4 protein-coding genes and 1 pseudogene are annotated in these 5073 nt (G+C 66.9%); 1 reads left to right on the plus strand and 4 read right to left on the minus strand.

Annotated features, from left to right (window positions below; translation table 11 throughout):
* The 4 genes and pseudogenes from DBR22_RS20765 to DBR22_RS20780 all read right to left on the minus strand — a co-directional run.
* Positions 1–272: pseudogene (locus tag DBR22_RS20765) on the minus strand (mandelate racemase/muconate lactonizing enzyme family protein); the annotation flags it as partial.
* Complete coding sequence (locus DBR22_RS20770) at positions 272–1177, minus strand: 5-dehydro-4-deoxyglucarate dehydratase (protein WP_108600550.1); 906 nt, start codon at positions 1175–1177, stop codon at positions 272–274. The pseudogene DBR22_RS20765 and the gene DBR22_RS20770, both read right to left, overlap by 1 nt.
* Positions 1174–2139, minus strand: coding sequence for an NAD-dependent epimerase/dehydratase family protein (locus tag DBR22_RS20775; protein ID WP_108600551.1), 966 nt, complete (start codon positions 2137–2139; stop codon positions 1174–1176). The genes DBR22_RS20770 and DBR22_RS20775 overlap by 4 nt, the downstream gene beginning before the upstream one ends.
* Positions 2140–2184: 45 nt before the next feature.
* Complete coding sequence (locus DBR22_RS20780; protein ID WP_108600552.1) at positions 2185–3612, minus strand: Gfo/Idh/MocA family protein; 1428 nt, start codon at positions 3610–3612, stop codon at positions 2185–2187.
* A 331-nt stretch (positions 3613–3943) separates the two neighbouring features.
* Here DBR22_RS20780 and DBR22_RS20785 point away from each other — a divergent pair, with 331 nt between their 5' ends.
* Positions 3944–4978, plus strand: coding sequence for a LacI family DNA-binding transcriptional regulator (locus tag DBR22_RS20785; RefSeq protein WP_108600553.1), 1035 nt, complete (start codon positions 3944–3946; stop codon positions 4976–4978).
* The last annotated feature ends 95 nt before the right edge of the window (positions 4979–5073 follow it).

A 5073-nucleotide genomic window follows, 5' to 3' on the forward strand; every position in this document is an offset into this window, starting at 1 on the left:
TCCCACACCGTCTCGGGGTTGGCTGGTAGCCCGGTGATGAAGGGTGCGATGTCGTGGTCGAGGAGGGCCTGGACGGCCTGCGGGCCGATGGTGGGCGTCCACGAAAAACCGTGCCCCGCACCGCCGTCGTCCGTCTGGATCTCCGTAACGATCACATGGTTTTCCGGCGCCTCCACTCCCCAGCTGCGCAGCAGCGGGACGGTCAGGAGCCGCGTGGTCAGGCCGGTGATCAGCGGTGCGGTCCTGACAGAATCGAGCGCGGGCGCGCTCATCAGCGGCCGGCCAGCTCGTAGCCCTTGGCCAGGATGGACTTCAGCTGGACCAGCTGCTCCTCAGTGGGGTCCACCAGCGGCGGACGGACCGAACCGACCGCCAGGCCGCCGAGGCGCAGTCCGGCCTTGATCAGCGAGACGCCGAAGCCGGGGGTCTGGTCGCGGAGGCGGACCAGCGGAGCGTAAAACCCTTCGAGGAGGGCGTTGCGGCGGTCTTCGTCACCGGAAATGTAGGCGTCGTAGTAGGCCTTGGCGATCTCCGGAGCCATGGCGAACGCGGCGGACGAGTAGAGCGGGATGCCCAGTCCGCGGTAGGCGCCCTGGGTCAGCTCGGCGGTCAGCAGTCCGTTGAAGAACGCGAAGTCCTCGCGTCCGGTGGCGCGGACGGCGGAGACGATTTCCTGGGCCAGGCCCACATCGCCCAGTCCGTCCTTGAAGCCGATCACCTTGGGGTTGGCGGCGAGGCGGACCATGGACGCGGCGGTGAACTTGGCGTTCCCGCGGTGGTACACGATGACGGGCAGGCTGCTGGCGTCGGCCACAGCCTCGATGTACGCGACCAGGCCGTCGGTGGGACCGGTGACCAGGTACGGCGGCAGGACCAGGAGGGCATCGGCGCCTGCTTCCTCGGCGATCCGGGCGCACGCGATGGCGTGGCCCAGCGGCCCGCCGGCTCCGGCGACCACGGGCACCTTTCCGGCTACGACCTCGACGGCGGCAGTCACCACGGTGCGCACCTCATCGATGCTCAGTGCGTGGAATTCGCCGGTGCCGCAGGCGGGAAACACGCCGCCGGGACCGAACGGGAGCCGTGAACCGATGTGCTCTTTAAGGAGCTCCACGTCAACGGCGCCTTCCGGCGTGAACGGGGTGACGGGGAAGAACAGTACGCCGTCGAATTTCATGATGTCTCCTTGGATCCGGCACCGGCTGTGACCAGGGTGGCGGACGGCTCGTCGTTGAGGGTAGTTGTCTTCAGTTCGGTCCGCCAGCTGCGCTTGGGCTCCCAGCCCAGCAGTGTGCGGGCCTTGGCGATGGAGAAGGCTGGACTGGTGCCGGTCAGGCCGGCGGCCAGGGTTTCGCTTCCGGGCAGGAAGCGGGGCATCAGCTCCGCCAACGGTGCGGTGGCCAGGGCGTCTGCCGCCCCGACGAAGAAGGTTTCCCCGTTGGGGATGGAGTCCATCTTCTGCAGGAGCACGTCCAGGAAGTCTGCGACGTCGCGGGCATCCACGTAGTTGAACAGTGCGGGAGCGGACAGTGCGGGGTCGGCCAGGCGCTCGGCCAGGGTGTGGCCCTGCTGCGTGGGCGCACCCTCCCATTCCTCGGGTGAGATGACATAGCAGGGCCGGAAGGCGGCGTACCGGATCTTCGAACCCTGCGCCGCGGCGAACATCTGCACGGTCTGCTCGGCGATCAGCTTGGACAGCGCGTAGGCGTTCCACGGTTTGGGTGTGGTGCGCTCGTCCAGCGGGAAGCTGTCCGGCAGCCAGCCCGCCGGTGAACCGTAGCCAAGCACCGTGGGACTGCTCGCCGTGATGATCCTGCCGATGCCCAATTCCGTGGCCGCGCTGATCACTGCGTACGCGAGGCGGGTGTTCGTGGCGAAAATGACGTCTTCCGGTGCACTGAACGGGACGGCGATCGCGGCGAGGTGGATGACGGCGTCGGGCGCGGTTTCCTTCAGGAGGCGCAAAGCCTCGCCCGGGGCCAGCAGGTCCCCGGTTTCCTGCACGACGCCGGCCGGCAACAGGTCCGCGGCAAGCGCGTCACGGTCCACCGAGATGACGTCGTGGCCCGCTTCGGCGAGGCCCGCCACAACGCTGCGTCCCAGCCGGCCGGAGCCGCCGGTGACAAAAATCCTACTCATAGTGTTTCCTTCAGGTCTGAGGTCCTTGGACTGTCCGGGACGGACTCAGGCGCCACGGCGAAGGTCGGCGCCGAGGTCCAGGTCTTCGATGCGGACGGGGAGGGATGACTCCAGCGAACGGTTGCCGGCGATGCCGACCGAGACTGAGCGCAGGCCGTCGAGGTAACCGGACGGGCGGCCCAGCGGGTCCTCGCCCGGGCCGTTGAAGAGGTCCGAGAGGAGGAGTTCGTCGCCGCCGCCGTGGCCGCCCTCGCCGTTGACGATGGGCACCTCGTAAGCTGCTTCCCAGTGGCGCTGGACCACCAGGCGTTCGCCGTTGCGGCGGACGGCGTCCTCTTCCTCGATGGGGGTGGCACTCGGGTCAACGACGGTCTTTTTGTCCGTGCTGTTCAGGACGGAGGCGCGCTCCACCACTTCGAGTTCAGCACGGCCTTCGGTACCGTTGACGGCCACCCGGTAGCCCTCCCACGGGCTGTGGGCGTTCAGGGAGTAGCTCAGGCGCGGTCCGCCCTGGTACTCCACCACGAGTGCCAGGTTGTCCTCGATGGTGATGCCGCCGGTGAAGACGTCCTGGTCGCGGCGGTAGCCGTCGTAGTGTTCGTTGTCGAGGAAGAGCGCCTTGAGCCGCTCGTCCTCGCGGAGGTCCAGCGTGAAGGGGTCCTTTTCGGCGGCGGCCGGGGTGCCGGCGTCGGGCGTTCCACGCTCGGGACGCGGGCCCAGTCCGCGTTCGGCGGCGTTCTTGTCGCCGTAGAACTTGAGCCCACCGGAGGCAAACACACGCTCCGGGACGTCGTTGATCCACCAGTTGACGAGGTCGAAGTGGTGGGATGCCTTGTGGATCAGCAGGCCGCCGGAGTTCTTCTTTTCGCGGTGCCAGCGGCGGAAGTAGTCGGCGCCGTGGACAGTGTCCAGGACCCAGCTGAAATCGATGGAGGTGACCTTGCCGATCACGCCGCTCTGGATGATTTCCTTCAGCGCGCTGTTCCGCGGCGAATACCGGTAGTTGAAGGTGACCACCACGTTGCGGCCCGTCTCCTCCACGGCTTTAGTGATGCGGCGGCAGCCCTCGGCATCGATGGTCAGCGGCTTTTCGACGACGACGTCGGCGCCCGCTTCCAGTGCCTCGACGATGTAGTCGGCGTGGGTGTAGTCAGGGGTGGTTACCACGACGCGGTCGATGTTGTTGGCCTGGATGAACGCGGTCAGGTCTGCGGGGTCAAAGGAGGCGACCGGGCCCTGCGCACCGAGTTCCTGGATGAGCTTCTGGTAGAACTCCACACGGCCGGGGTTGACGTCTGAGAAGGCGACCAGTTCCGCGCTGTCCGAGTGCTTTCCGAAGATGGCACGGATGTACATCTCGGAGCGTCCGCCGGTGCCGATGAGGGCGATGCGTGCTTTGGTTCGTGCGCCCGGCTGCAGCAGGCTGGACGTGCCGGCAGCGGTAGCAGAACTCGATTCGGCTGTGTTGACCATGAGGGGTCCCTTTCGAAAGCTCAAAACCCGGCCGCGTGGTGGCCGTTGGAGGTGGTGCGCAGGATCAGTTTCCGGAACTCACGCGAGAAAGCGTTTTCTCGGTTCGTTACATGATTTGTACCAAGACCACCGCAGTCCCGTCAACCCTTGTCCTCTGTGCGAGTAAGCGTTTTCTGGGTTCTGTCTGCAAGAACGCGCCGATCTCAGGGACCGTCGGTAGAAATCGCTTTCCCGCGGCGTTATATGCTTTTCCCACGACACCGCCTTCTGCTGTGAACATCGCCAGCCCCCTGGCGGCAGAATGGCCCGGGGGACCTACGAAAGGCAGGCCATGGTCAGGAGATCGGCAACCGGCAGGATTGGCATCGCGGAAGTCGCGGTGAAGGCCGGCGTTTCGCACGCCACCGTTTCCCGTGTGATGAACGGCAACTTCACCGTGGATCCGGAGATTGCCTCGCGCGTCAGGGCGGCGGCGGCCGAACTCAAATACCAGCCCAACCCGGTAGGCCGCAGCCTCGCGCTGGGAAAAACGGACACCATCGGCATTGTTGTCCCGGACCTGGCCAACCCCACCTTCCAGGCCATCCTCCGCGGACTGAGCCGGGCGGCGGCCCAGGACGGCTACCGTGTGCTGATCGCCGATTCCTTCGAGGTGTCCAGTGAGGAAGCCATCCTTGCGGGTGAGGCCCGCCGAAGGTGCGACGGCCTGGTTCTGTGCGCCCCGCGCATGAGCGATGCCGAACTCGAGGAAATAGTCCCGTCGCTGCACCCTCTGGTGCTGATCAACCGGACCACAACAGCTGCGGACGTCCCCAGCCTGGTGGTGGATTACGGGCAGGGAGTGCAGGACCTCGCAGGGCACCTCGTGGAACTGGGCCACACCCGCCTGGCGTTCCTGGCCGGCCCGCCCCGCAGCGCCTCCAACGGGCTCCGGCTCGAGGGCCTGGAAGCCTTCAAGGCAGCCAACCCGCAGGTGGAGGTCCTGATGCTCGAGGGCGGCTCGGACTTCGACACCGGGCATGAAGCCGTGGATGCCGTACTGGACAGCGGCGCCACCGGCATTCTTGCGTTCAACGACCTCGTGGCCATGGGCCTGATGAGCGGGCTCCACGAGCGCGGGTTGGATGTTCCCGGCGACATCTCCGTCACGGGCTTCGACGACATCCCGTTTGCCCGCTACACCACGCCAACGCTCACCACCGCCGCCGTGCCCATCACCGAGCTCGGCCAGCAGGCATGGCACCAGCTGCGTGCGCTGATCCGCAAGGAAGAGAACGACGCACCGGGCAGCCGCTACCAGCCGCGCCTGGAGATCCGGGCCAGCAGCGGCCCGGCCAAGGCGCCCCGCTCCGCCGCCCACGGTTAGCCGCCTGCGGTGAGCGCCAGGGGCGCGGAGCCGTTGTCCGGATAACCTAGACGCCGGCCTCGCGGTAGTACCCCTCGATGTGGGCTGCCACCAGC

Origin of the sequence: Arthrobacter sp. HMWF013 (genome assembly GCF_003061105.1) — a bacterium.
Classification (GTDB): Bacteria; Actinomycetota; Actinomycetes; order Actinomycetales; family Micrococcaceae; genus Arthrobacter.